The sequence below is a fragment of the Pedobacter sp. Bi126 genome, assembly GCF_918698245.1.
In the GTDB taxonomy this organism is placed as follows: domain Bacteria; phylum Bacteroidota; class Bacteroidia; order Sphingobacteriales; family Sphingobacteriaceae; genus Pedobacter.
This window is the reverse complement of record NZ_CAKKMS010000001.1, coordinates 1,117,549-1,140,025: the sequence shown is the minus strand read 5'-3', so window position 1 is coordinate 1,140,025 and position 22,477 is coordinate 1,117,549. Positions and strand designations below refer to the sequence as shown.

Genomic DNA, 22,477 nt, shown 5'->3' with positions numbered 1-22,477 from the left:
TATTTGTAGTTTGAGCTGAATTGGCACATTAAGTTATTTACCTCAGCTTGTAGCAAGTAAGGCTATATTTACGTTTATGCTTTAAATTAACACTAAGCATTGATGAAAAAAATCCTACCTATTTTGCTCGTATTATTTTGCATCGCCGGATGTAAAAAGGAGAAACAGGGAAATTATTCTGAAACCATAACAAAGGGCGAAAAATGGGGAATAAAGATCGGCAGTTCACATGCTGAAGTGTACAGCCAACTGCAAAAGGCAGGACCAAGCCTCGACTTTCAGCATGTGGCAATTTTCGGACACAAGCCTTACAGTTCGCCAGAAGGCCTGGGCCAACTTCTTCCTTATTATTATGCGCTCACTATTTATAACAATACCGGAACTTTAGACCGTGTAGTGCTGCTTTTTAGCGGAGATAAAGTGCAGCAGATTGCCACAGGCGGTGGCCTCAGCACACCAGTAAGCAAATGGCCAGAAAATGTAGCTGATGATACCGCAATAAAAGTTGATGACCCTGTTTCAGGTTTAACAGCAAAGCTGATCAAAATCCATCAGATACCAGCCTATGCAGCTTATGGATTTGTACTTTCCGATAAACCATTGAACAAACCGTACGATCCGGATATGAACAATCATGATGACTGGCAGTTTGGTTTTTCAGAATTTGTAAATGCAAGCATCAGCGGATCTTCAACAGTAACTCTTCATTTCAAGGCAGGTAAGCTGGAAAGTATAAGCCACGATTATCGCGAAGGCCAAATATTTAATTGATTCGAAAGTATCGTCATCTCGATCCCGAAGATTCGGGAAGAGATCTTTAAATTTGATTTCAATAACATGGTTCAAAGATCTCTCCTCCAAAGGAGTTCCTTTGGAACACTCCGCAGTGCTTCGGTCGAGATGACGATCATTCCATTGGAGTCTGTCAATGGTAGCTTGTTGAAAGGGCTTAAGGTGTTTCGATAAGCTCTCCTTCGGAGTCATTTGGACAACATAACATCATGAGGTGAAATCGCCTTTATGATACAACTCGTTTTTTTGAATATAAACTATACCAGCGATGCATGGCATCATTTATAAATTTAACATATCCATTAAATTAACGGGTCGGAATCCTGATTGCGGGGATTGTGTTCCGGAAAACTATTCTTATCGAAATGATGGTGACGATAAAAGTTTGCACGATCAATCTCTACAATTTCATCTTCCATCCGTAACGCCGCCGGACTTCCAATTACGCTGCGGATCTGGTTCTCCAATTCAGGGGTAACCTCACCAATAATATATCTCGGCATTGCCCTGAACTGATCCTGGTGGATATCGGGTAAAATAACTTCTTTTTTATCTTTGCCTAAATTTGCGAGCCCGATGGGTATCAGCACAGCCTTTTCCTCCAAATCTTCGCCCATATCGACAAGCTCTACAATAACGTAGCGTATTGCATTTTGCTCGGGATCAAATAGGAGGTCGCGCACCTTTCCAACCGAATCGCCAGCTTCATTTCTTACCGGCCAACCTTTAATGTTTGCCTCGCCGTCTGTTAATTGATAACTACTTTTTGAGAGTTCTTCTAAATTGCTGTATACAATAGTTCCTGAATCCATAATTGCTTTTTTAAAGGGGCCATTAATAACGAGGCCCATTTTTACAACAAGTTTTTTAGAAGATGGTTTTTATGCTATGACGCCTGGGTACAAAAATTGGGCGGCTAAAACAAATACCATAAAGGGGGATAATTAATGGTAAATATTTGTGATCTAGTGTTTTGCGTTAACATTAAAAGATTTGGAGAGTTACAAAAATATTAATCGAAATATTTTTTTTATCAGGCGGCGATCATGCTGTTTTAACGATTATTTTGTATAATCGTTAAAACAGAATCAGAAGTTAATGAAGAATATAGCTGAATTTAAAATGTCATTAAAAGAAGATAGGCCTGATCGTAACATGTCAGTTCAATTGTGCGCACTCTGGTATGATGCAAAAGGAGACTGGCATACGGCCCATAACCAGGTAGACCATTTAGGGGATGTTGCCTCTGCCCGTATCCACGCCTACCTTCACCGCAAAGAAGGTGATATTTGGAATGCCGATTATTGGTATGCAAAAGCCGGAGAGAAAAGGTCGCAATTAACATTAGACCAGGAGTGGGAAGAATTGGTACAGCGTTTTTTATCATGACGGGTATAAATCCCTATCATTTAGCTCCAGTAATAATTAATGGTATGCTGGAAGATTTGCCGCCAATCATATTTACCAAATCGCCCAGGTTTTGCAGCACATCCCATCGGTAAAGCCAGCCATTGTTTTCGTCGTAAGCTACAATGCCTGGTGTCAAAAAAATGGGTTACGGCTTAAGCTTAAGTGGTGTATAAACAAAAAAGAGCGATGAATAGATTTCATCGCTCTTCGAATGTTAAATTTTACTTATTATTTTGCTAATGAAGCAGTTTGTTCTGTACCGGTTACTGGTGAGCTCATTTGTGTTTTCAATGCTGCAAATCTATCTAGATTCAATTTTGGTGTGCTTCCCATTACTAAGATATGTTCTGCTGTAGCACCGCTTAATTTTAAATCTGCACGGCCTTCAATTACGGTATATAAACTTTCAGTATCTGAATCGATTTCTGCAACTGCATTTCCTTTTAAGAATAACTGAAGATATTTGGTATCCAATTTGCCCGCTGTTTTTACTACGGCATTTTCAGAAGCTTGTACTCTATAAATATTTTTTACATAAATTGTAATCTTAGCCGTATTTCTATCTGCTGAACTGATTTTTAATGCATGTCCGTCTTGGATCACTTTTACTTTACCAGTGTTATCATCATTGTAGCTCACACTTTCTTTTTCTCCTTGTATCAACGTAATTTCTACATTTCCGCTTACAATAACCTGGCTGATGTTTTTAGGTGCCGACATTTTGATTGGCTGTTTTTCGCCTGCCATTACACTTGTTGAGAAAATAGCAGAGGTTAAAACGATAGCTGCTAATACTGATTTTGTTAGGGTTTTGATTGAGGTTTTCATAATGCTGTTATTTATATTTCAAATTAATATTTTGTGATTGTTTTGTAGATAAGACGCCACCATGGCCGAAACGTTGCAGCAGAAAACCCTCAATTATACCAACACAGCTTAATTCTCGACGAACGGGTTTAAAAATCGGGCGAAAAAGAGTTCGTTTTAGGAATGAAAATGAGTCGCCGTCTCCGCTACACATTACTGCGGCTGGAGATGACGACGATTTCAGAATTTCTCAATGATAGAAGTTAGTATTTAGCCAAAAATAAAGTAGCTAGATGATGGGGTTTGGCGGTTCGTCATTCCCTCCAAGGGAGTTCCTTTGGAACGACTTGATTGGGAACCACGGAGTGTTCATGAATGCCTTTGAATAAAAGGAAAACTTATGAATAATCGTAATGCAAGCGCTTTAAGATTCCCGCCTGCGCGGGAAAGACGACTACTCTACTGGAGTCTGTCAATGGAAGACTGTTTTGAGAGTCAATTTTTTTTGTTGTCATCCAACACGATTTCCCGTAGGTATGAAGCGTCTAATATTTCGATTCTTTTTCCCTGGGCACTGATCTTTCCCGCATTTATGAACTCTGTGAAGATTTTAAAAAGCGTTTCGTAGGTGGTTCCTGAATAAGAAGCAATATCCTGACGGGATATATCGAGGTTTATTGCACCATTGTTATCAACGCCGAATTGAGATTGTAAGGAAAGAAGCGCATTAGAAACCCTGCCTTTTACCGACATATGCGCCAGATTGCGCATCCGTTCATGGGATTCCTGAAGCTCGGAAGCGAAAAAGTCCATTAGTTGATAAGTAAGGTCGGGATTTACCTTTAAGCTAGATCTAAAGAATTCCAGGTCGATAAAGCATACGGTTGCCTGTTCAAGTGCAGTTGCAGAAACGGGGTAGATGGGATTTTTTCCCAGACCAAGATGGCCGATAACATCTCCTGGCCTTGCAAATCTTATAATGAGTTCCTTTTCATTGTCCCACTTTTTATGAACTTTGATTGTTCCTGAAAAGACGAAAAATATACCGCCAACAGGTTCGGTTTCAGTGAACAACTGTTCGCCCTTTTTTAACTGAAAATTTTTCTTCTTCTGAGAAACAGCAGGTAGCCAATCTACCATTACACGGCTGCACAGATAGCAGCTTTTTACATCACACACATTGTTGCATTCTTTCATCGGATAGTCTTGCTTGGCGCAAAAATACAACTAATATTTAATTACCATGTTTTGTAGTTAAATATTGTTTATAATATATTAATTGTTTATTAATTTGCTTTTTTTAATTATATTGTATTGTTTAAAATATATATTATGTTTTATTTATTGTTTTTTATTTCTACTTTTGCTGCATTCTAAAAGGAAAATGAGGAGCACAAAAAATGTAATACCAATAGCGCCGGCGCTGGGTGTTTTCGGTAAATTTAAATTAGGAAGGAACAAAGAAAAAAGTTCGAAGAAGCGTCTTTTATTTATTTCTACGTTGTCGGTAGGAGTTGCTATAGGGATTTCCCTCATAGCAAAGGTTCTCGTGTCTCTGATCAATCTGGTAACAAACATTTCTTTCTATCAGCAGTTCGAATTTGGTTTCCGCAGCCCTGCAGATAATCATCTAGGTTTAGTGGTAATTGTTATTCCTATAATCGGCGGTGTTATCGTTGGACTGATGGCGCTTTATGGTTCCAAAGCGATCAGGGGGCATGGGATTCCGGAGGCAATGGAGCAGGTGTTAACCAATCAGAGCAGGATCAAACCTTCAATAGCAATTTTAAAACCCGTTTCTTCAGCGATTGCAATAGGTACCGGCGGTCCTTTTGGGGCAGAAGGACCCATTATTGCAACAGGCGGTGCACTGGGCTCAACCCTTGGGCAGCTATTCACCGTAAGTTCCAATGAACGCAAAATCATCCTTGCTGCAGGGGCAACAGCGGGGATGTCTGCGATATTCGGTACACCTTTGGCAGCGGTTTTTTTGGCCATTGAGCTTTTACTGTTTGAGTTTTCTCCCAAATCGATTATTCCAGTAGCACTGGCCTGTATTACTGGTGCTGCGGGGCATCATCTTCTTTTTGAGCAGGGGCCGGTTTTTCCGATGCCAACACTTTCGGCTCCCTCAAATGCAGCCCTTGGCATATATAGTCTCATCGGTATACTTGTCGGTTTTGCATCACTCGCGCTAACCAAGATTGTGTATTTTATTGAGGATGCTTTTGAGAAACTTCCAGTTCACTGGATGTGGTGGCCGGCAATGGGCGGACTAGCGGTTGGTATTGTCGGTTATTTCGCACCCCGCACCCTCGGAGTAGGATACGATAATATTATTTCGCTTTTAAGCGGACAACTTTCCATTTCGGTAATCCTTTCCTTATGCATCTTTAAATTTATATCCTGGGCCATTGCCCTGGGCAGTGGAACCTCGGGAGGAACATTGGCACCATTGATGACCATTGGCGGAGCCAGCGGTGCTACATTGGGATATCTATTGCATTCCTTTTTTCCGGGGCTGGATATCAGTATACCAATGTCGGCACTGGTAGGAATGTCTGCTATGTTTGCAGGAGCTTCGAGGGCCTATCTTACCAGTATCCTTTTTGCGCTCGAATCTACTCATCAGATTTATGGACTGCTTCCCCTTCTGGGTGCCTGCTCAGGAGCATATCTCATTTCTGTATTTTTTATGAAAAACACCATCATGACAGAAAAAATTGCGCGCAGGGGGGTACATACACCCGATAGTTACGAACCTGACCTATTGTTAAAACTACGGGTTTCAGAGGTAATGGACCGTGATCAGGTCTTTATCAGTCCTTACAATACCATTGCTGAGGTAAGAGAATATTTTGTGAAAAATCCTCCAGGGGAAAACCAGTATGCGGTTAAAGAGCCTAAGGGGGATTGCCTGGGAACGGTTTCTATGCTGGATCTTTTCTTGCCTTCACTAGATACGGCAAAAGAAATCACGGCAATTACCAAGCCGGTAAATGGCCGGGTTAGAACTAACGACTACTTAAAAAAGGTAGTGGAACTGATGTCTCAAAACGGGAACGATTTTCTGATGGTGTTTAGCAGTAAGGCTGAAAACGCTTTTGCAGGACTGCTCAGCTATAAGGACGTGGTTAAGGCTTATCACGTAAATCACGAAAAGGAAAGTACGGTCGGCAGGAATCTCTCGCTGGACAGGCAAGCGAAAAAAATCATTGTTAGGGGCAAAAGGATAATGGCTGACAGAAGGCTTTAAACATATTTATTAAAAATCAATGTTATGAAAAATGCAAGTTATTGTATGATGATTGCTGGTATAATCGTGCTGGTTGTCGCTTTCTCTACCACCGGACATCTCAATTCGGTAAATCCCGTGGATTCTCACCCCTGGACCATTAATATCAATGGGATCCGTTCATTTGCCTGGCCAGAATTCTGTGGCGGGCTTCTGATTGCCCTGGGCGGAATTTTCAATATTGCCACATGGCACCAAAAGAAATACCGCATGGACTGATATTTCCGTATGGTATCATTAATATAAAACATGAAAGCGGTGAAAATCGATCAAAAGAAAATAAGTATCACGCATGGTATTAATCTTACATCCAGTCAACATGTGAACAAGCCTCACAATGTAATGGAGGCAAGCCAAGTTGATGAGGCGATAGCGCGTTTAAAAGCTAAAGGATATACGCTTACGTTTAATCCCGAAGATTCCAGTGCCGCCTCATGGGGTGTATCCGGTCCCTGGCCATCAGATATCGAATTTGAAATAGATGAGGTAATTACCTGTGAAGGTCCTGATAAAACACGGCTTAAGGTTTTGGCAATAACCACAAAGCCTTTCGGTTTAAAAGGAATAAGGATATCATCTGCTGAAGAACAGAAATACTGGACGGTGGAAGAGGTAGTGGCGGGTTTCAAAAAAATAGTTAAGTCCATTTTGTTTTCCCTGTTTAAACGGCATTAGAATTTAATCGATAGTTTTTCAGAAACCAGCACATTGTTTTTGTAGTACTCGAAGAACCAGGTTCCATTCTTTTTTAAAACTACGCCGTTCCCGTTTCCATTGCTGGAAATGTAACAGTCCTCTACAGAGGTTTTGAGTAAGGTCATTACAATTTTAGGTGTTGCGTCTATCAGTTGGAAGCCATTGCTTATAGGCTGGGCGTACAATAGCCCCTCTTGTTGTTCTGTTTTCGCGACGATTGGTTGACTAACCGGTACAGGCATTGTTTTAGCCGCTACGTTTGCCGGGGCAGGTGTTGGATTGGTAGCCGCGGTTGGACTGCCTGCTACATACTTAAAATCGTTAAAAGACGTAAATGCGTCTTTCAATGCCAAATTGTAAGAAGTCTCGTATTCTTTCTCTCTGCTTTTACCTGCCTTGCTTTTTATCACTATAGCACCCTTACAATCTTTAAGTAAAAGGGTAAGATTGGTAACGAACATACTATTGTTTTCCTGCACTTCTACTACCAGAGCCTTGCATCTATCTGTTGCAATTTCTTCTGGTATTTCGGAATTATCAAAATACACCGTAAAACCTTTCTCCTCAAAAAAAGCTTTTGTTAGCGTATTTAAACCATATTGATTAATCTGTTTGAGAAAACTAAATTTCTCGGGCACAATGATGTATTTGTAATTGGCGGTATTAGACTGTGCCTGTACAGAGAAAGAGATTGCTAAAAAGAGAATAAAAAGATATCTTTTCATAACGGTTAATGGAGCCTGGATAAGATTCCGCCTCAATTTATAGAATGAAACGGAGAAAATCAAATTCATAGGCAATAAACCGTAAGCTTATTGGGTTATGTAGGTCGTGGAAAAGTATATATTTTAATAAATGCCTCCTAGATCAGGTGCTGGCTGATGCAAAGAGCCGGCACCTGATCTTATCGCTCAATTGGAGAACATAACGGTCAGTTTTATAGAATGACCCTGAAGGACCTAAAAAGAAATGCATTCGAAGCTAGATCACAGATCCTAAAAGTGTGATTTGGTGTACTTCAGTAACAGATTGCAAAAGAAAGGGAAGAGCAATGCTTGTAGGGCTTACTAGGTCAATTAACTAATTGAGTTTAATGCCGTTAAATGCGTATATTTAAATTGATAAACTCTTCTGCTTCAAATTATCATTAACCATGTTTTCCGTTTTTCGGGCAAGGCCAGATCAAGGCACCATTATTCACTTCTAGAATTAAAATTGTATGGATCCAGATATTCCTCAATTTGACCCGGTCGAGTATAAAAAAATGACCCGTCGGCAATGGCAGGCAACAGCGGAAGCCTGGTACCGCTGGAGTCCCACCTTGAATAAGTGGTTGGGCAACACGACTGAAAAGATGCTAGCGCTGGCAGGCATTACCAACGGACAACATATACTTGATATTGCTGCCGGGGCAGGAGAACAATCCATCATGGCAGCTAACAAGGTAGGTGTTAGCGGGTATGTTTTAGCTACTGATATTTCTTCCAATATTCTAGCGTTTGCTAAGCAGATGGCTCAGCAGGCCGGAATAAATAACATAGAGACAAAAGTAATGGATGGTGAAAACCTCACGCTTGAAGATGGAACATTTGATGCTGTGATTTCCAGGGTCGGACTTATTTATTTTCCGGATCAGCAAAAAGCGCTGAAAGAAATGTTGCGGGTGTTAAAGCCTGGCGGGAGAATGGCAGCTATTGTTTACTCTACTCCCGAAAGAAATAAATTCTTTTCGGTTCCTGTATCCATAATCCGCAACCGTGCCAAGCTACCACCGCCGTTGCCTGGCCAGCCCGGCCCTTTTAGTTTAGGCACAGAAGGTGTTATTGAAAAAGCATTTTCACAAGCTGGGTTCAAAAACATAAAATCAGAACTTGTTGAGGCTCCTTTGCTGTTTGAGTCTGCAAAAGAGTGTTTGCGGTTCGAAAAAGAATCGTTTGGTGCCTTGCATCAGATGATGAGTGGTTTGTCAGAACAAGAGAAAGAAGCTGTTTGGGAAGAAATTGAAATTGCACTTCAGGAATTTCAAACAGAAGATGGTTTTTTGGGTCCTTGTGAAATGCTCGTAGCTGTTGGAGAAAAACGCGTCCATATGGGATAAATAATAATTGCTGACTTTTCAGCAAGTGCAAAAATTGTAAACATTTTTCAGTACCGGGCAAAATGACAAGTAAGTCCGTAGTGAAACGGGGTATGCTATGGACTGATGTCATCGGCCTATACAGCTATTATTTCTAAGCAATCGATTGTTTTTTTAGAAAAAATATTTAATTTACCGCATTAAATAACTAATGCACAGTGAAAAACTAATTGCGACTAATACTTTTGTGCAGGTACTGACCAGGATCTTACATGTAAAAAGCAAAGGGCTGGGTAGCAAGTGCATCGGAACAACCGCAGATAACCAAATTTTAAACCAAATATAAACGTAAACATATGCTTAACATTCAAAATACCAAACTATTCTGGGCAAGCTGCCTGGCGTTATTGGTTACCTCTCTTTCCTTCGGCATCCGTGCCGGTATCATGAACCAGCTCGGCATCGATTTTCAATTGACAACCGGTCAGTTGGGAACCATTACTGCTGCTGCCTTCTGGGGATTTCCGCTGGCAATTGTAGTCGGAGGATTTGTGGTCGATATGATCGGCATGAAACGTTTGCTGGTGATGGCTTTTATCTTTCACCTGGCCGGAATTGTACTGACCATTTTTGCTCAGGGCTACTGGAGCCTGTTTTTATCAACGCTATTGATCGGCATTGCCAATGGCACGGTGGAGGCCGCGTGTAATCCCCTTGTAGCCGCTTTATATCCGGAAAATAAAACTACCCGCTTAAATCATTTTCACCTATGGTTTCCTGGAGGTATTGTGATCGGCACCTTGCTGGTTACCTTGTTTGTTCAACTCGGACTGGGCTGGAAGGTACAGGTGGCCATGATGATTATTCCGACTTTAATTTACGGATACCTGTTTTCAAAGCTGGATTTTCCGGTTACCGAAAGGGTATCATCCGGTTACTCCAGCTCAGATATGTATAAAGCAGTACTTTCTCCATTGTTTATCTTTATGTTTATCTGTATGTTCGGTACGGCCATTACTGAGTTATTTACCGGGCAATGGATAGGTTTATTACTGAAAAATGTAACCGATAATGCCATTTTATTGCTCACGCTGACTACCGGAATTATGGTAATTGGCCGGGGTTTTGCCGAACCTGTGGTTCACCGTCTTGCCCCTCAGGGCGTATTGCTCTTATCAGCAATATTTGCCGCATTGGGACTTTACATGCTGGGTACATTTACCGGGAATTCTATTTTTTTCGCAGCAATTATCTTTGGTATAGGCGTTTGTTATTTCTGGCCGACTATGATCGGTTTTGTCGCTGAGAATGTTCCTAAATCCGGAGCATTAGGTCTAAACCTGATGGGAGGTGCAGGAATGTTTGCTGTTTCTATTTATACGATGTTTATGGGTGGTTTTTATGATAACCTGATCGTTAAACATTTACCTGCTGGTGCCTCGTTAGGTGATTATTTAAAAGCTCCGGAAAATTCGGCACCAGCGCAGGCGCTTGCCAATGCCAAAAACCTGGCGGGTCCTGAAATTCTGCAGGCTACACTGATTATCCCTATCATATTGATTGTGGCTTTCGGCGGATTGGTTATATACTTGCGTTCACGAAAAAAGAGCAGGTCTGTAGCTTTGTAACTAAAAGTTGATGACTTTATAGATTATCCGGCCTGATGCATTAGAAGAACAATATCTGCAAGTTTATGATGTTAAATCCATCATAACTTGTAGATATTTAGGGCTTACCTTTTGATCACTGCATTGCGTTTCAATAAATTAATTATAACAAAGAACTGCCTGGAGGGAGCTCGTGTGGGGCTTTGCCTACCTCAAATATCCTGGTATATTCACTTCCCTGTGTAGTGATTTCATCGCCTAGTATCCTAATCCAATTGCCTTCGCGCAGCCCTACTACCTTTATGTTATTCTGCGTTAGAAATTCCATGATCCTGGCTTCCCTTGTTTCTCCATTATGTTTTAACTCCGGATTTGGGTCGAGGTAATGTGGATTAAGGTTGAAAGGAACCAGTTGCATGCAATCAAAAGAGGGCGGATACACAATAGGCATATCATTAGTGGTTTTCATATTCATGCCGGCGATATTGCTTCCGGCGCTACAGCCCAAATAAGCTTTACCCAATTTGATGTTTTCACTTAGATGTTTCATCAGTCCCAGCTCATGAAGTGTTTTTACCAGCAGAAAAGTATTGCCTCCACCGGTAAAAAAACCTTTGGCAGTATGGATCGCCTCAATGGGGTTATTAAATTCGTGCAGGCCTTTAACGCTGATATTTAGCTGTGAGAAAAAATCGCGGGCTTTGGCCGTATATTCTTCATGCGAAATGCCTCCCGGCCTTGCAAAAGGGATAAATATAATTTCATCTATCCCGGCAAAGAGCGTAATGAGCTCATCTTTTAAGTATTCCAGATAATTACCGCCAAACAGCGTCGAAGTAGAGGCCAGGATAACATTCATTTTATTTTGCTTTCGGCAATTATACCGTTTTTCATTGAAATAATTGTTGTGTAGAGCCAGTAGAAAGATCGCCCATTTTCTAGTTAATCCTTTTTTATGCTTTTCAGATAAAAACTAAGGCTGGGCGTTAGACACCCTGGTTGCAGAAAGATATTTTCTTCGCTCGCCTATCCACTCTTTTAACTTTGGGATAATAAACAGGATTGCAAAAGCCAATATGGAAATAATGGCCTGTAAATAGAGGTTTATCTTGGTCACCGAATGAATATCTGCATCACCCATTACTACGTACAGGCGGTAAAAGCTTCTTATAATGATAAGTATCAATAAGTATTTGCTCCATCCGAACCTGCGCCTGATCAGGATAAAAAGCAGGTAGCGCGTGATGAGTATTGATATAAAAATAACCAACTCCTGCGTACTCTCATAATTGTAAAAAAACAGATTTACAATCCCGATTAAAAAAGTAATTAAAATAAGGTTAGAAGATAAGGAGTACTTATTCTTCATTAATTTAAAATTTACCAACTTAAATAGGTTTAAGACGACACACAATACAAATGTCCTGATATTTTTTTAAATAAGATAATTTTGATTGTTAAAGAAACCTTAACTATTGATATTTGTCAATAAATAGTTGAATAGCTATTCAAAAAAAGCGGATTGCCAAACAGCAATCCGCTTTATATTTTAGTCTGAATTTTGTATTATTCTTTTATTAAACGGTCTTTAACCTTTACCGCTGGGTTGCCTTGGTAAATGCTGTAAGGCATTAAGTTTTTGTTCGCCACACTTCCCATTGTTAAAACCGCATGACTATGTAGCGTTACACCAGGGCCAACTGTAGCTGCAGCACCAATCCAGGCTCCATCTTCCAGCACTATGGGGCCAGTCATTAAGTCAAAATTTGTGCGGCTATAATTGTGATTTCCGGTAATGAGAACAGCCTGTTGCGAAATACAGCAGTTTTTTCCAATTTTTACCTGATCCAAATTGTCTATATAACAATCAGCAAGCCAGCTATAATCGCCAATTTCCAGTTTCCATGGATATTTTACGTGAATGCCCGGTTTTATGCGTACTTCTATGCCAATCCTGCTACCAAATAACCGTAACAAAGCAACCAGTACCGAACTAACTGGCATTAAACGGCTCTTAAAAAAGATGACATCGGTAAAGTACCACAAAATCTGCTTGAAGATGGGAGCACCAACCTTAAAATCGCCAGTATCAAAATTCTTGTGTAACTGTGTTTTTAGGAAAATTTCCTCTTTATCTGTTGTTGGCAATGGTTTGATTTTTAACTAATTTATTGCTTCTTTTGATCCAAAAATATAACATTGCAAAAATGCAGATGTACACAATGATATTAAAAATTTCGTGGTGATAGGTAAAATTGTTCCGTTGAGATTTAAAGAATCCCAATAAGATACCCAAACCTGCAATACGCAATACATTCAGAAGGTAGATGGCAATAAAACCGATCACCAGCATTTTAAAAGTCGATTTCCATGGCGCAGGGAATGCCAGTACAAAAGCAGCCAAAAAACTCATTACACCAAGGCCAAGGCAGGAGTAATTCACGCGAAGATAAGGCCCGGATACTACCATAACGTCCATTTCATTGTGAATGGCGTAAAACCCAAAAGCTTTGATAATCCATACTGCAGGAACAATTAATGCTGTTTTTAAGCCTTGAATATAATCAAAGTGATCGGCAATATAGACATTGTAGAACCTGGAGCCTGGACTCATTACACTATTCATAAACAGGTTGCCCTGGCTAAAAAGGATGTATAATATGAACAGGGCAAACACAAATTTGATGGCCTTTTTATTCGCTTCTTTTTTTGCTTCTTCTGGGTTCATATGTTATCGGCATTTATAATTTAACTTCTGTTTTTTTGAATTACTTTAATTTTTTTATCTACCAGTTTTCTGAACCAGAAACCTTGAAGATAATGGAATTTAATTCCCGTTGGGCCCTCAAATATACCGAGTTTAAAAAACATCCGGTAGCCAAAGTAAAGATAGGGGCGCAATCCAAGCGGAAGTTTCCACCATAATTGTTTTAACCAAGCCCGTTTTTCATCAGGGCTGCCCAAAAAGTTAGGCTTTAAACTTTGTGTCCGTAGTTTTAACATCCTTTCTACCTCTTCCTGCGCCACCAGATCACTATAGCGTTCGTGTTTGGCTTTCCAAAAAGCAATGTCATTCTCTTTTAGGTTTTCTTCCAGAATCCAGCCTTTCTTCCAGATTTCAGTTTTGCCCGTTACAATAAAACGGTGATCCATGTTCTCATTGAGATCAGAAAACCCGATCCCTGTCCTGAACATTTTTAAAAGATAAAAAGGGTAGAAGGTACCAAACCTGATCCAGCTTCCCTGAAAGAAGTTTTTGCGGTTAAAGTAAATACCGTTAATATTGAGGTGGTCTTCCTCTTTAAAGTTGGCCAACATTTCAAACAGCTCGGGTGTAACGGTTTGATCTGCATCGAGGCCGATTGTCCAGGGAGTTTCTACCTTAAAGTTTTTTAAAGCGAAATCCCATTGTTTTGGGTGGTTTATAAAAGGGTTTTGTTTTACCGTTACACCATAAATATTAGCAATTTCCAATGTCTTATCGGTACTTCCGCTATCCAAAATAAATGTGCTGGCATCAAGCTTCTTAATAGATTCTAACAACCTGGATAAATGAATTTCTTCATTAAAGGTTAATATGATAAAACTAAAATTTTGATTCATTTAAGTTATTATCAGTAGCAGGAATTTCTTTGTAAAATTCAACGTATTGTTTAGCCAAAATGTCATCATTAAAATCAGTATTGATTTGCGATGGAGCAGTAGTCCTGATTTTTTTTCTTTTTTCAATATCCTGATAAGCAGCAACGATGCCAGCCTTTATCTGTTCAACTTTCAACCCGGTAATCCACCCCAGGTTCTTATCAGCCACATAATCAGCAAGACCAACAAATTTACTGATCAATACGGGAGTACCCATACTTAAACTTTCAACCACTATGTTAGCGAAATTTTCGTTGTAAGAAGTGAGCACAGCTACATCATGCTCGGCCATTAGGTTAAACTTTTCTTCATTATTTACCTGTCCAAGCCAGGTAATTCGCTCGCTAAGTTTTAGCGTTTCAGCCTTGTGCTTTAAATTTTGTACATATTCTTCCTTGCCTGTACCACCGATGGTTAACTGCCAGGGGACATCAACAAGTGTTAAAGCTTCAAAAAGCAATTCAAGTCCTTTCTTCTCTTCAATGCGGGAAAGAAAAATAATCTTGAAAATAAGTGATTCCTCATCTTTTACGATTGATGCATGATACTCACTAACTATCGCTCCAGCGCCTAAACTAACCAGATTGGCAATTACCTTAATACTTTTAGGTTGTACTATCGTTAAAATATCTCTTTTTTCCTGTTCGCTGGTGGCGTGGATGTGGCAATATTTTAATAATTGTTTCCCCATTAATTTATGGATGATCCTTTTTGAAAAAGAATTCCGGTTGCCAAATGTATAGGAGGTGAGCATTCCCCTAGGAGACAAAACTACAGGGATTTTATACCACTTGGCAAGCAAACAGCTTAATACCGAAACCAAATTCCACCAGGCATGGATGTGGATAACCAGCCTGTCATCCTTAGCACTTGTCTTGTCGTTCTGGATGCAATGAAGGATCGCTTTCCGTAAACTCAACAATAACCCCGGCGAAAAATGGCTATGATCCTTTGTCCAGCGTTTAAAATAAGTCACTTTTACACCCTCTACCAAAACAGGTTTGCCTATGGCTATATCTAGCTCAGCACTTCCATTTGCCGTAGTAGTTAGTACTTGTATATTATCAACACTTAAGCCTTCACCACCGATTTCTAAACCCATAAAGGCTTCGCATAATTTTGCAACGCTCTGTATAGGCCCGCCGTAGATATAGGCTGGTTTGTATGAGGCGGAGATCTGTATGATTTTCAATTTATCCTGTCGATTATGGCCCTTGCCCGTAGAAACCTGAAGATAATCAGCATGGTAACGTAACTCCACAAAACAGAGTTGAACATAAATTCAAAACTGTTGCCTCTCCAGAGAATCTGGAACAGTCCGGCAAACATTACAGCGGTTCCCAAGAAATAACTTCCGAATAGCATCTCCGCCTTACAGCTGATCAGCTGGCTGATATAACCTAATGACAAAAGGGCTACCCAGACACCGAAATATCCATAAGATAAGAAGCCGTCAACAATGTATGCAGGTTTTGCAGACACCTGGGAAGCCGGATTGATTACCCCGGCCCGATAAACCCTGTCCATTACCATATCCTCTGTGACTGGTTTTTCCGGCCATATTACCCTTGGTACGATAGACTGGAAACCCTGTTTAACAATATCATACTTATAATAGGGCACAAATTGAGGTGTTGTGGTTGTGTAATTGATAAACATATCAATTTCCGAAAGGCGGTTGGTTAAAAACGACCAATAATTCTCCTGCAGATCTCTTTGAAGATTATTCTTGTCCAATACTGCACTCAAGCCTTTTTCCCTAGAGTAGGTGGCATCACCACCGCTATAGGCACTGCTGCGGTAAGCACCGATAAATGTGGGAAGCAGGATGAAAAGTGCAATCATGATAACAGCAAAAAAAGGAATTATTTTTTTTCCATAAACCGGCAGAAGAAATATCCCCAAAAGTAAAACGCAGATGATAATAGGTTCCTTAAAACCAGAAACCGTACTTTTTAGAAGATTTCCTAAAAACAGAAGAGCGGTCAATATGATCAAAGTGTTCCTGCGTTCTTTAATCGCAAAAGTCAGGCTAATTGTGCCCGATACGAAACTCAGACCATTTAATTGGATACTAAACTGATTGAGAAAACCGACTCTTTCAAATACAAGCCCCAATGCCAGGCAGACTATAGAAAGCTGAAATAAAAATACGCTCATTGTACTGACCCTCAAAGCATATTTTTTCTCAAAGTTGTAGTCCATCCTGAATAATATTCCATGGATCAGCGCAGCATGTCCCAATACATAGTACCGTTGGCAATTGGCAATATCTTTGAAGATCATCAGGTTTGGCGATGTATTTCTCACGTTTTCAAAATACTCATACCCCATTGAATTGATGTAATAGAATATCGATGTACATGCCATGTAACCTACAAAAATAACATGCATCAAAAAGATGGGCCTGAGCAGCTGTTGAAGGACTGGCAGATCATCCGGTAATTTTTTCAACCGGCCGCTAAATGCCATATAAAAAATAAAAAACGAACCTGACCAGGCAATAAAATAGGAAACATGGGGCAGGTCTTTAAGCAGTATAGAAAATAAGAAAGGTAAATAGACAGGAAGAAAGGCAAAAAAATTCTTAGATAACATGTTTGTTTATTTGGCTCATTATCGCTTTCACCTGATCTGAAAACGACCAGCTGAGTATTTTGGCTTTAGAAATCTCGCCCATTTCTTTCAGCTTTCCACTTTCGATCATTGTCCTGAGATGTTTCGCTAAACTAGTTAAATCATTTGATTCAAATATAAATCCGTTTTCATTATTTTTTACCAGATCTATGGCGCAGCCGACTTGATCTGAAACAAGTATCGCTTTGCCTGCTGCCATTGCCTCATTTACAGATAATCCCCAGGTTTCACTCAAAGAAGGAAGGCAGAATATATCACAGGCCTGATATACTACGGGCATGTTACGCTGGTTTTGGAAATCTATAAAATGTATCCGGTCTGCTGTTTTATGCTTTTTACTCTCTGCTATAAGTTTTCCTTCCAGTACACCATTGCCAACAAAAAGTAAATGGGCATTAGGGATGTTTATCCTGATAAAAGCATCGAGTAATAAGTTCAGGTTTTTTACCGGTTCCAGCTTTCCGGCATACAGAATCAGAATATGATCATCGGCTATCTTGAACTGATGGCGTAAAAGCTGTTTTTCATCATTGCACTCGATCCTAAAGCGATTGTTGTCAATCGCATGCGGTGCAAATATAAGCTGGTGTTGAGACATTCCGTTCGATATAAAATATTCCTGGTTGTTTGTTCCTACATAAAAGGCAAGATCAATCTTTTTATAAATCCAGGTGAGACTGATTTTGCGGATAATCCTTTTCCATAAAGGTGAAGGATTAAGCAGGGTGCTGTCGCCCCTAAACCAGATTGGTATAGTGTTGTGATAATGTTTTAAGGCTTTCAGGTGGCTTTTATAGGCCCATCCGTAAACCAGGATTGCATTCGGCCTGAACTGGTCGACCCGTTCAAATAAAGAGGGATTATCTATCCCGTTAAATTGACTGCTTGTCGGATGATTGGAACGGTTCTCCAGAAATTCGAACTCATATCCATCAAGCAGGGGAATATCCCAGGTAATGGCTTTACCAAAACCCTCATCCTTGATTTCTCTGTCATCTCCCAGGGTATAAAATACTTTTAACTCAATATCTTTTTCTGCAGCGAGCAGTTTAAAAACCGGAGCATAATATTGAATGGGATGTGTGGTTAATATCGCTAAATGAAATGGCATGTTCAGTCGGGGATGGCGATGATCTCAGCGCCTTGGATTTCAGGGGTATAACTGAACGGTGCTGTTCTTCCATAGCCATCAATTTCAATAAATGTAAAACCTAGGTTTTGTAGAAATAAAAATAAATCCTCTGGATTTTTTGTGGTTCTTAGCTGATAGTTTCGGTCATATTCGAAAAAGATAACCGGTCTGTCTTTTTTGATCGTTTTCTCCAGTCCCTGCAATGCAGGATATTCATAACCTTCAACGTCGATCTTGATAAAAGATATACGGGCAGCAGTTAGTTCTTCCAATATATCATCTCCTTTTCTGCAGGTTACCGTGGCGTTTTTCTCTCCTTCTTCAAAAAGGTTATGCGCACCCGGGTTTTTGAGGTTTTTGCTGATATGGATGTTTAATTCCTCATTTTTATTGCTCAGCGCATTTGATATGGGCTGAACCTGATCAAACTGGTTTAGCTTGATGTTTTTGGTTAATGACTCAAAATTATCCGGCATGGGTTCAAATGCAATTACTTTTCCGTATGGGCCAACAAGAGCGGCGAAGTATAAAGTGTGAAAACCGATATTTGCGCCAACGTCTACTACTGTCATCCCTTCGTTGATGTATTTTTTAAAATGCATTTTTAAGGAAAACTCATAATCACCGGTGTAGTAGATACAGGCATCAATATATTTGCCTGTATCCAGGTTCAGTTTAAAGTCACCCTCGAGAGGTTGGCCGACAAGTTTAAATGATTTTAACATTTTCCTAGTGTAAAGCCATAAAAATAATTTAAACTGTCCCTTGAAGGGGTTTCGCCTTAACAAAAAGAGGTAGATATAATTTAGCATTTAAGGTTTGGATTTTTGGGCAATGACTTTGTCAAACAGCTCACATTGATGTTTTGTCATCTGTTCTGCACTGTATTTTTCTAACTTTTCCATGTCTGTTTCAACTTCGCTGTTTGATTTTGATGATAGGATATGCAGGTAATCACTGATGATCTTTACTGCTTGAGGGTCTTGAAATGTGGCAATTGAACCCGCCCGGCACTCCTTGATAATTTTTGCTGCGCTGCTCTGGTGGTCAAAAATGGCAAGTAAAGGTTTCTTTGATAAAATATAGGGGTAGATTTTGGAAGCCGTGTAGTTTGGATCATCTGATCCGGGGATAATTACCCCATCAGCACCACTGATGTAATTTAAACTGTTGTAAAAACCCATTCGGTCTGTCTCTTCCCTTACATAAGTACCGACTCCGTGTTTTTCGGCCAGTGGCAGTATTGTTTTAATTCCTGTTCCCTTTGGCGCATAGCTGGTGCCAATAAAGTGGAACCGTAAGGTTTTAAATTGCTCGGGATGTGATTTCAATCCGAGTTTAAATCCCTCAAAGAGTAAATCCAGCGCTTTATGCAGATCGAAGCCACCCCGCCCGGTGTAAACCAGGTTTACATACCGTTGATCTAATGGCGGTGACTCCTGGATATTCTTGGCTATCTCGAAGTCTTTTTCAAAGAAAGAGAATGGGATTGTGGCAACCGGCTTTGAGCTTATTGATGGATAGCGGTCGATCAAATCCTCAATATAGCCCTGCGAAACGCTGATGAGCCCATCAACTGCATTCATGGCTATGGGCTCTAAAAATTTGTTTAACCGGTAAGAAAACCAATATTTTTTTGGCCGCTGATGTCTTGGTAAGGTCTTATAATATTCGGAATGCCATGGATCCTGTATGTCGACAACATAAGGAATACCAAATTTCTTCTTCCAATACCTCCCCAATACGGTAACGGGATACTCTGTTGTAGAGAAGTAAATGAGGTCAAACTTTTCTGTTTTTAGTAATTTGTCTGCATATTTTCGGTAAAACATCAAAGACCTTAGTGAAAGACTGCCTAGACCAAATTTTGAAGTCCATTTTTTAGAGAGTGCATTTACCCTGTGTATTTTTATGCTTTCAGGTATACTTTTCAATAACAATGGCTCTTTTGTTAAATCCGAAAACCGCTCGTCTACCATTATCACCTCTGCTTCCCAATCAAAAGTATCAAAATATGGTAAACTCATCCTGATCCTCTGCATATCGGGGGTATTGGAAGGAGGGAAGTAAGGGGAGATTATTAAAAGCCGCTTCAATTTTGATACCTATATTTTGTGATGAACAGCATTATTATCCTTTAAGTAACTGATTTACAACTGATAGAAACTTTATTTTTTCTGTCTCCCAATTTAAATTATTTGAAGCGTAATTCTTTGAATTTATCCTGTGCAATTTGAGCAGGTCAGGATTGGTGATGTAAGTAAGGACGATTTCCTCTAGTGTATTGATCTTGTTGCTTTTATATACAAGCCCCATAGCTGGATATTGGTTCATGAATTGTTTTTGGGCAGCTGTGTCTGAGGCAATGATCGCTAGTCCCGATTGCATATAAGTAAATATCTTGTTAGTTAAACAGATATCTCTGTTTGTCGGAAACGAACATTCGGTTGCCAGACCAACATCAAAAGCGCTGGCTATTTCGAAAATCTTATCCGGCTGAACAGGCTCAATGATAAATATATTTTCCTTTTCGAAAGTCACTATTTTTAAAAGCTCCTCATGATAAGATGAAGTAATGTTCCCTAAAAGATGAAGTTGAAAAGGCTTTTTTATCTGATTTAATGATCTGATCACCTCTTCGAGCCCTCTATCCGGGCCTATTGTTTGTGAGAACCAAAATAATTTTAGGCAGTTATTTTCTAAGGGTTTTTGCTCAATGTCTTTGTTAGGGAAAACATTTAAAATTGTTGTTATATCCCTGTTCAGGATCAAACTGTACTTTTGACTGATGAGTTCGCTTGAAGCAGTGATATAATCAGCTTGTGGCATATACTTTTCTTCAATTTGCTTTTTTAATGCAAAGTCGCTGTTGTTTTCATCATCACTCACCTCATTCCGGTGAAAATCTTCAGCATCAAAGCCAGCCTTTACCTGAGCTTTTTTAGCTGCCCTTACCGCAGCTGGTAAGGCAGCCAGGTTATGTGCGATGTATAAATCCGCAGGATGTTTTTTTGCCTCTTTATATAACAGTTTTGAACATCTTCCTATGGCAAGCTCTGAAGCAATCCGAAAATGATGAAATAGGAACAGCCCCAGTTTAAACCTTAATTTACTATACCAATAAATACGTTTGTTTTCGTGGGGCGATCCACCCGTTCTGATGGCTTTCCATTTCTTTTGCGCCAGTAAATCAGCATCGTGTAAGGTTGCCCAATCATTCCAGTATTGGTAGATTACGGTTACATGGTGCCCTTCCTGCAACAAAGCATCTGCTTCTTTGATCAAGCGCGGATTTAAGGTAGGTTGCCCTGAAGTGATTAAAACAATTCTCAATTTTTCTATAAAGAAATTACGATGAGCTTTTAATATAAAGACAGGTAATCTTTTGCAATTCTCCTATCACTGTATTCTTCCTCTGCCTTTATCCGACAGGCAGCCCTATCTAAAAGATGGATTTTTTTTACATGATATGCCATTTCTGATACATTTTTACTAACATATCCCGTGATGCCCTCAACAATCCCTTCTTTTATCCCTCCATTGTCAAAACCAAGTACAGGGGTTCCACAAGCATATGCTTCCGGTATAATAATGGGAAATGGTTCAAACCATTCAACAGGAGTTAAAAGTGCACTAGCATTTCCAAGTAGATCATTTTTCTGAACATTGTTGACGGGACCAATATAAACTATATTCTCATTATCGATTAACGGTTTTATTTCCTCCTCAAAATAGCATTTTTCTTCCTGTATATCAGAGATATTTCCCGCGATTATAAGCTTATAATTTGTCAGTTTTGCAACTGCTATGGCAGAATGAAGACCTTTGCAACGCTCTATTCGCCCTAAAAATACAAGATAGTTTGTGGCGGGGGTATGTCCCTTAAAATCAAAATTATTTATTGGAGTACAGTTGTATATTGTTTTCCAATAACTCTCAGGGGTTTGACCTGTTTGTAATATAGCCTCTGAGACTGCTGTATATTTTAAGTTTTTTGGTTTGAGCCGGTCGATACCACGAATGTTTTTAATATTTACATACCGCATGTATGTCTGAACCTTTGAGATTGGATTCTTTATAAAAGGCAATAGGAAAAGCAAGCGCCCGAAATTATGAACTACATCATGTTCTTTAATCTCTCTTCTTAAGATAAAGTAGATATCGGATAATAATTTCAGGTTCACCTGAGCTTTTAGAAGACCATTTTGCCCGTAGGTAACAAGCCTGTCGGGCGATTTTGAGTTTGGCCCCGCAACTATAGTTACCCGGTGTCCCATTTCAACATATTGGCATGCAATATCATGTATTACCCGTTCAATTCCCCCATAATGATCTGGTGGAACAGGAATAAAAGGATCCATTACAAGAAGAATTTTCATTTG

The 22,477-nt window shown here is 39.8% G+C and carries 24 protein-coding genes; 7 read left to right on the top strand and 17 right to left on the bottom strand.

Features of this window, described 5'->3' with window-relative positions; genetic code table 11:
- Window positions 1-102: 102 nt before the first annotated feature.
- Window positions 103-771 carry a hypothetical protein gene (locus tag LQ201_RS04580; RefSeq protein WP_230145558.1) on the top strand — a complete coding sequence of 223 codons (669 nt, stop codon included), beginning with the start codon at window positions 103-105 and terminating at the stop codon, window positions 769-771.
- A 323-nt stretch (window positions 772-1,094) separates the two neighbouring features.
- Here LQ201_RS04580 and LQ201_RS04575 read toward each other — a convergent pair whose 3' ends face one another.
- Complete coding sequence (locus LQ201_RS04575; RefSeq protein ID WP_230145557.1) at window positions 1,095-1,604, bottom strand: PRC-barrel domain-containing protein; 510 nt, start codon at window positions 1,602-1,604, stop codon at window positions 1,095-1,097.
- Between the two features lie 286 nt (window positions 1,605-1,890).
- On the opposite strand from LQ201_RS04575, the gene LQ201_RS04570 reads away from it, so the two are divergent.
- Window positions 1,891-2,181, top strand: coding sequence for a hypothetical protein (locus tag LQ201_RS04570; RefSeq protein WP_230145556.1), 291 nt, complete (start codon window positions 1,891-1,893; stop codon window positions 2,179-2,181).
- 16 nt (window positions 2,182-2,197) lie between these two features.
- Here the strand turns inward: LQ201_RS04570 and LQ201_RS04565 are convergent, their stop codons facing one another.
- The 3 genes from LQ201_RS04565 to LQ201_RS04555 form a co-directional block, all read right to left on the bottom strand.
- Window positions 2,198-2,338 carry a glycoside hydrolase family 92 protein gene (locus tag LQ201_RS04565; RefSeq protein ID WP_230145555.1) on the bottom strand — a complete coding sequence of 47 codons (141 nt, stop codon included), beginning with the start codon at window positions 2,336-2,338 and terminating at the stop codon, window positions 2,198-2,200.
- A gap of 92 nt (window positions 2,339-2,430) precedes the next feature.
- The gene (locus tag LQ201_RS04560; protein WP_230145554.1) at window positions 2,431-3,030 is read right to left on the bottom strand and encodes a GIN domain-containing protein; all 600 of its coding nucleotides are present in this window, start codon (window positions 3,028-3,030) and stop codon (window positions 2,431-2,433) included.
- A 474-nt stretch (window positions 3,031-3,504) separates the two neighbouring features.
- Window positions 3,505-4,236, bottom strand: a complete 732-nt coding sequence (locus LQ201_RS04555) for a Crp/Fnr family transcriptional regulator (RefSeq protein WP_230145553.1) — start codon at window positions 4,234-4,236, stop codon at window positions 3,505-3,507.
- Between the two features lie 322 nt (window positions 4,237-4,558).
- Here LQ201_RS04555 and LQ201_RS04550 point away from each other — a divergent pair, with 322 nt between their 5' ends.
- From LQ201_RS04550 to LQ201_RS04540, 3 genes are read left to right on the top strand one after another with little or no spacing between them, the layout of a single operon-like run.
- The gene (locus LQ201_RS04550; protein WP_230145552.1) at window positions 4,559-6,265 is read left to right on the top strand and encodes a chloride channel protein; all 1,707 of its coding nucleotides are present in this window, start codon (window positions 4,559-4,561) and stop codon (window positions 6,263-6,265) included.
- A 24-nt stretch (window positions 6,266-6,289) separates the two neighbouring features.
- On the top strand, window positions 6,290-6,523 hold the full coding sequence (locus LQ201_RS04545) for a hypothetical protein (RefSeq protein ID WP_230145551.1): 234 nt from the start codon (window positions 6,290-6,292) through the stop codon (window positions 6,521-6,523).
- A gap of 30 nt (window positions 6,524-6,553) precedes the next feature.
- Window positions 6,554-6,979, top strand: coding sequence for a hypothetical protein (locus tag LQ201_RS04540; protein ID WP_230145550.1), 426 nt, complete (start codon window positions 6,554-6,556; stop codon window positions 6,977-6,979).
- Here LQ201_RS04540 and LQ201_RS04535 read toward each other — a convergent pair.
- The gene (locus LQ201_RS04535; protein ID WP_230145549.1) at window positions 6,976-7,725 is read right to left on the bottom strand and encodes a hypothetical protein; all 750 of its coding nucleotides are present in this window, start codon (window positions 7,723-7,725) and stop codon (window positions 6,976-6,978) included. The two genes, LQ201_RS04540 and LQ201_RS04535, sit on opposite strands and share 4 nt — an antisense overlap.
- 494 nt (window positions 7,726-8,219) lie before the next feature.
- Between LQ201_RS04535 and LQ201_RS04530 the strand changes: the two genes are divergently transcribed.
- Window positions 8,220-9,098 carry a class I SAM-dependent methyltransferase gene (locus LQ201_RS04530; protein WP_230145548.1) on the top strand — a complete coding sequence of 293 codons (879 nt, stop codon included), beginning with the start codon at window positions 8,220-8,222 and terminating at the stop codon, window positions 9,096-9,098.
- Between the two features lie 335 nt (window positions 9,099-9,433).
- Window positions 9,434-10,705, top strand: a complete 1,272-nt coding sequence (locus tag LQ201_RS04525; protein ID WP_230145547.1) for a sugar MFS transporter — start codon at window positions 9,434-9,436, stop codon at window positions 10,703-10,705.
- A 142-nt stretch (window positions 10,706-10,847) separates the two neighbouring features.
- Here LQ201_RS04525 and pepE read toward each other — a convergent pair whose 3' ends face one another.
- From pepE to LQ201_RS04465, 12 genes are all read right to left on the bottom strand, one after another.
- On the bottom strand, window positions 10,848-11,543 hold the full coding sequence (gene pepE / locus LQ201_RS04520) for a dipeptidase PepE (protein WP_230145546.1): 696 nt from the start codon (window positions 11,541-11,543) through the stop codon (window positions 10,848-10,850).
- 114 nt (window positions 11,544-11,657) lie between these two features.
- On the bottom strand, window positions 11,658-12,053 hold the full coding sequence (locus tag LQ201_RS04515; protein ID WP_230145545.1) for a hypothetical protein: 396 nt from the start codon (window positions 12,051-12,053) through the stop codon (window positions 11,658-11,660).
- 197 nt (window positions 12,054-12,250) lie between these two features.
- Complete coding sequence (locus tag LQ201_RS04510) at window positions 12,251-12,832, bottom strand: WcaF family extracellular polysaccharide biosynthesis acetyltransferase (RefSeq protein ID WP_230145544.1); 582 nt, start codon at window positions 12,830-12,832, stop codon at window positions 12,251-12,253.
- A complete protein-coding gene (gene xrtY / locus LQ201_RS04505; RefSeq protein ID WP_230145543.1) occupies window positions 12,816-13,412 on the bottom strand; it encodes an exosortase Y in 597 nt (198 codons plus the stop codon). Before xrtY ends, LQ201_RS04510 begins: the two co-directional genes overlap by 17 nt.
- A 20-nt stretch (window positions 13,413-13,432) precedes the next feature.
- Window positions 13,433-14,287 carry a glycosyltransferase family 2 protein gene (locus LQ201_RS04500; RefSeq protein WP_230145542.1) on the bottom strand — a complete coding sequence of 285 codons (855 nt, stop codon included), beginning with the start codon at window positions 14,285-14,287 and terminating at the stop codon, window positions 13,433-13,435.
- Window positions 14,271-15,518, bottom strand: coding sequence for an XrtY-associated glycosyltransferase XYAG1 (locus LQ201_RS04495; RefSeq protein WP_230146605.1), 1,248 nt, complete (start codon window positions 15,516-15,518; stop codon window positions 14,271-14,273). The genes LQ201_RS04500 and LQ201_RS04495 overlap by 17 nt, the downstream gene beginning before the upstream one ends.
- Complete coding sequence (locus LQ201_RS04490; RefSeq protein ID WP_230145540.1) at window positions 15,515-16,924, bottom strand: exosortase Y-associated Wzy-like protein; 1,410 nt, start codon at window positions 16,922-16,924, stop codon at window positions 15,515-15,517. Before LQ201_RS04490 ends, LQ201_RS04495 begins: the two co-directional genes overlap by 4 nt.
- Complete coding sequence (locus LQ201_RS04485) at window positions 16,914-18,074, bottom strand: glycosyltransferase family 4 protein (RefSeq protein WP_230145539.1); 1,161 nt, start codon at window positions 18,072-18,074, stop codon at window positions 16,914-16,916. The genes LQ201_RS04490 and LQ201_RS04485 overlap by 11 nt, the downstream gene beginning before the upstream one ends.
- 2 nt (window positions 18,075-18,076) lie before the next feature.
- Window positions 18,077-18,820 (bottom strand): FkbM family methyltransferase, encoded by a 744-nt coding sequence (locus LQ201_RS04480; protein WP_230145538.1) that lies wholly within the window; start codon window positions 18,818-18,820, stop codon window positions 18,077-18,079.
- Window positions 18,821-18,907: 87 nt separating this feature from the next.
- Window positions 18,908-20,137: a glycosyltransferase gene (locus LQ201_RS04475; protein WP_230145537.1), complete on the bottom strand. Its 1,230-nt coding sequence runs from the start codon at window positions 20,135-20,137 to the stop codon at window positions 18,908-18,910.
- An 88-nt stretch (window positions 20,138-20,225) separates the two neighbouring features.
- Window positions 20,226-21,428 carry a hypothetical protein gene (locus LQ201_RS04470; RefSeq protein WP_230145536.1) on the bottom strand — a complete coding sequence of 401 codons (1,203 nt, stop codon included), beginning with the start codon at window positions 21,426-21,428 and terminating at the stop codon, window positions 20,226-20,228.
- Between the two features lie 29 nt (window positions 21,429-21,457).
- Entirely contained in the window at window positions 21,458-22,474 is a 1,017-nt protein-coding gene (locus LQ201_RS04465; protein ID WP_230145535.1) for a glycosyltransferase, read from the bottom strand.
- Window positions 22,475-22,477: the final 3 nt, after the last annotated feature.

Excerpts from the sequence above, each read along its gene's own strand:
- pepE (WP_230145546.1), bottom strand. The coding sequence starts at position 11,543 with ATGAATGTTATCCTGGCCTCTACTTCGACGCTGTTTGGCGGTAATTAT.
- LQ201_RS04535 (WP_230145549.1), bottom strand. The coding sequence starts at position 7,725 with ATGAAAAGATATCTTTTTATTCTCTTTTTAGCAATCTCTTTCTCTGTA.
- LQ201_RS04525 (WP_230145547.1), top strand. The coding sequence starts at position 9,434 with ATGCTTAACATTCAAAATACCAAACTATTCTGGGCAAGCTGCCTGGCG.
- LQ201_RS04530 (WP_230145548.1), top strand. The coding sequence starts at position 8,220 with ATGGATCCAGATATTCCTCAATTTGACCCGGTCGAGTATAAAAAAATG.
- LQ201_RS04580 (WP_230145558.1), top strand. The coding sequence starts at position 103 with ATGAAAAAAATCCTACCTATTTTGCTCGTATTATTTTGCATCGCCGGA.
- LQ201_RS04475 (WP_230145537.1), bottom strand. The coding sequence starts at position 20,137 with ATGCAGAGGATCAGGATGAGTTTACCATATTTTGATACTTTTGATTGG.
- LQ201_RS04485 (WP_230145539.1), bottom strand. The coding sequence starts at position 18,074 with ATGCCATTTCATTTAGCGATATTAACCACACATCCCATTCAATATTAT.
- LQ201_RS04515 (WP_230145545.1), bottom strand. The coding sequence starts at position 12,053 with ATGAAGAATAAGTACTCCTTATCTTCTAACCTTATTTTAATTACTTTT.
- LQ201_RS04490 (WP_230145540.1), bottom strand. The coding sequence starts at position 16,924 with ATGTTATCTAAGAATTTTTTTGCCTTTCTTCCTGTCTATTTACCTTTC.
- LQ201_RS04500 (WP_230145542.1), bottom strand. The coding sequence starts at position 14,287 with ATGAATCAAAATTTTAGTTTTATCATATTAACCTTTAATGAAGAAATT.
- LQ201_RS04545 (WP_230145551.1), top strand. The coding sequence starts at position 6,290 with ATGAAAAATGCAAGTTATTGTATGATGATTGCTGGTATAATCGTGCTG.
- LQ201_RS04480 (WP_230145538.1), bottom strand. The coding sequence starts at position 18,820 with ATGTTAAAATCATTTAAACTTGTCGGCCAACCTCTCGAGGGTGACTTT.
- xrtY (WP_230145543.1), bottom strand. The coding sequence starts at position 13,412 with ATGAACCCAGAAGAAGCAAAAAAAGAAGCGAATAAAAAGGCCATCAAA.
- LQ201_RS04465 (WP_230145535.1), bottom strand. The coding sequence starts at position 22,474 with ATGAAAATTCTTCTTGTAATGGATCCTTTTATTCCTGTTCCACCAGAT.
- LQ201_RS04540 (WP_230145550.1), top strand. The coding sequence starts at position 6,554 with ATGAAAGCGGTGAAAATCGATCAAAAGAAAATAAGTATCACGCATGGT.
- LQ201_RS04560 (WP_230145554.1), bottom strand. The coding sequence starts at position 3,030 with ATGAAAACCTCAATCAAAACCCTAACAAAATCAGTATTAGCAGCTATC.
- LQ201_RS04575 (WP_230145557.1), bottom strand. The coding sequence starts at position 1,604 with ATGGATTCAGGAACTATTGTATACAGCAATTTAGAAGAACTCTCAAAA.
- LQ201_RS04570 (WP_230145556.1), top strand. The coding sequence starts at position 1,891 with ATGAAGAATATAGCTGAATTTAAAATGTCATTAAAAGAAGATAGGCCT.